The 2324-nt window shown below is 40.6% G+C and carries 3 protein-coding genes and 1 pseudogene; all 4 read left to right on the forward strand.

Features of this window, described 5'->3' with window-relative positions; genetic code table 11:
- Positions 1–189, forward strand: a pseudogene (locus tag BCT81_RS29615) (histone acetyltransferase); the annotation flags it as partial.
- Positions 190–233: 44 nt separating this feature from the next.
- Positions 234–1001 carry an alpha/beta hydrolase gene (locus BCT81_RS17235; protein ID WP_102425240.1) on the forward strand — a complete coding sequence of 256 codons (768 nt, stop codon included), beginning with the start codon at positions 234–236 and terminating at the stop codon, positions 999–1001.
- 292 nt (positions 1002–1293) lie between these two features.
- A complete protein-coding gene (locus BCT81_RS17240) occupies positions 1294–1758 on the forward strand; it encodes a cupin domain-containing protein (RefSeq protein WP_102425241.1) in 465 nt (154 codons plus the stop codon).
- Between the two features lie 32 nt (positions 1759–1790).
- Positions 1791–2300, forward strand: coding sequence for a GNAT family N-acetyltransferase (locus BCT81_RS17245; protein ID WP_239931045.1), 510 nt, complete (start codon positions 1791–1793; stop codon positions 2298–2300).
- Positions 2301–2324 lie beyond the last annotated feature (24 nt).

Consider the following 2324-nt stretch of genomic DNA (forward strand, 5'->3'; position numbering starts at 1 on the left):
GCACTAATACGAAGGATAGAGATGTATTGTAAAGAGCGAGAAATACGTAATATTGCAGTTGACACTTATACGTTCCAAGCCCCCGACTTTTATGAGTCTCATGGTTTTAAGGAGGTAGGTCGTTATAAGGATTATTTGAAAGAAGGAGTAGACAAAATCTTTTATCAAAAAGCATTAATAGACGGCTAACAAATGGAAGCGTAAGTGACTTATAACTAAGGGTAAGAGGAATCATGGAAGGTGTTTTTGTCGAAAAAGTTGATTTAGGTGAGATTGTACACATGCTTTATTGCAACAGAGAGTGGGTGAAAAGCCCTTTAGTCATCATCTGTCATGGTTGGAACAATGATAAGTATGAAGGTTCTAATTTGGCGTTAAACCTAGCTCTCCAGGGTTATTCAGTCATCTGTTTTGATTCAGATAGCCACGGTGAGAGGAATGATGGCAAAGCTCAGAGCATGGATAGCCACTCGCGTTTTATTAAAAGGGTGACACAGGTTATCAAGCAGAACGCAAACGACATTGATACACTTATTAAGCATTATCAAGAAGATATTCGGATTGACCCATCAAGGATAGCTCTTGTCGGCATTTCGATGGGGGCACTGTCTACATTCTATTCGCTGACTCAAAATAACCAGATTAAAGTTGCGGTGCCTATTCTTGGTTCTCCTGATTTCGTCGGTTTGGAGAAGTTCGCATTAAAAGCAGATTCGGACAATAAGACTTTTAACGAAGACGAAAAGTTAGCAATTAGGTATATGAAAGAGATCGATCCATGTTTGTATCTTCTTGAAAATGAAAGTCGCCCAATGCTAATTATAAATGGCGAGAGAGATGATTGGGTTCCAGCTAAGTTCGCGAAAGACTTTTTTGAAAAGGTTAAGAGTAAATACGATAAAAATAATACTGAAATTGCGTTTAATTTGGCTGACGAATCACATTATTTTTCGAATGATATGCGTGATCATACGATATGTTGGTTGAATAAACATCTGTAAACTACCACTTATATCTGGAACGAAAAACAGCTACAACCGTCCCCATTCTGATTCATAAGGCTTGGTATTTCTTTTTCCGGTGAAGGGTTCAGTTTGGAATATTTCAAGACTATGTGTTTTTAAAAATCGGCAAAGTACAAGAAATCTAATGTAAAGAGTGATTTATCGATTCAATACGCAAGCTTGAGGGATTCAGATTAAAAGCATTTTAACAGTTCGCTAAGTCTTGAGGTTAGAGAAGCTTATCAATCTTCGCTGTCGAGCTTTGTATCACATCCCACTGAGGAAAAATATGACGAAAGTAAAAGATACTGCAAGCTTAATCGGTGACACTTTTAACCCGTTTCCAGAGCCATACAAATCAATTCTGGGGGACTCTGAATGCAAGGGGCTGGGAGACCTATTTGGCTTAACCCAGTTTGGAGTGAACCTAGAGATACTTGAATCCAATGCGCAATCAGCTTTAAGGCATTGGCACACAAAATCCGACGAGTTCCTATATTTGCTTGAAGGTGAGCTGTGCTTAATCATGGACGGCGGTGAGCAAGTTATGAAGCGAGGAATGTGCGTTGGTTTTCCCGGTGGTGTCGAGAATGGGCATCATTTAGTAAACCGAAGTGACAAACAGGCAAAGTTTATTGTTATAGGTAGCCGCGTAGCAGGTGATAAAGCTCATTACCCGGACGACGATTTTAAGTGGGTAGAAGCAAGTTCTGGTAATTGGGTGGCATGCAGAAAGGACGGCACGCGCTATTAGCCTTTTTCATATTAGTAGATAGGAAGGGAGTTTTGACATTCACAAGACAATTCGAATGCTCAGACCTTACATTTAGACCAGTGGTCGTTGATGACGCTGTTTACTTGCTCAAATCTGTAGGTTCAGATTTGTTCCCTAAGTCGCTTCCTTTAGCAGACATCAAAACGCTTACACAAGCACGGGAGTGGTGTTTAGAGCGTGCTTTAGAGTGGGAAGAGGGTAAGTGCTATGTTTGGAGTTGTCGGCATTTAAACGATTCGCAAGTTATTGGTCAGGTCACGTTACTCCCTTTGGAAAATTGTCTTGCGTTAGCTTATTGGATTAGCCCCAAATGTTGGGGGAAGGGAATTGCTACGCAAATGTGCAAAGCATTATTGTCACAAGTTCAGAGTTCCGGCTATCAAGGCGAAATTTGGGCTGGTGTTCACTCTTGGAATCACAAAAGCGCTTCGGTGTTGAAGAATTTGGGCTTTCAAGAGATTACCTCTAGTAACGCAAATACTGTGGAGTACCATTTAGCAATGGCTGAATATCAAGTTTAAGAGTTGCTGGCATTTAACCTGTGG

The sequence above is a fragment of the Vibrio sp. 10N.261.52.A1 genome (assembly GCF_002876325.1).
GTDB classification, from domain to species: Bacteria; Pseudomonadota; Gammaproteobacteria; order Enterobacterales; family Vibrionaceae; genus Vibrio; species Vibrio chagasii.

Coding starts and splice junctions, on each gene's coding strand:
- BCT81_RS17240 (WP_102425241.1), top strand. CDS start 1,294: ATGACGAAAGTAAAAGATACTGCAAGCTTAATCGGTGACACTTTTAAC.
- BCT81_RS17235 (WP_102425240.1), top strand. CDS start 234: ATGGAAGGTGTTTTTGTCGAAAAAGTTGATTTAGGTGAGATTGTACAC.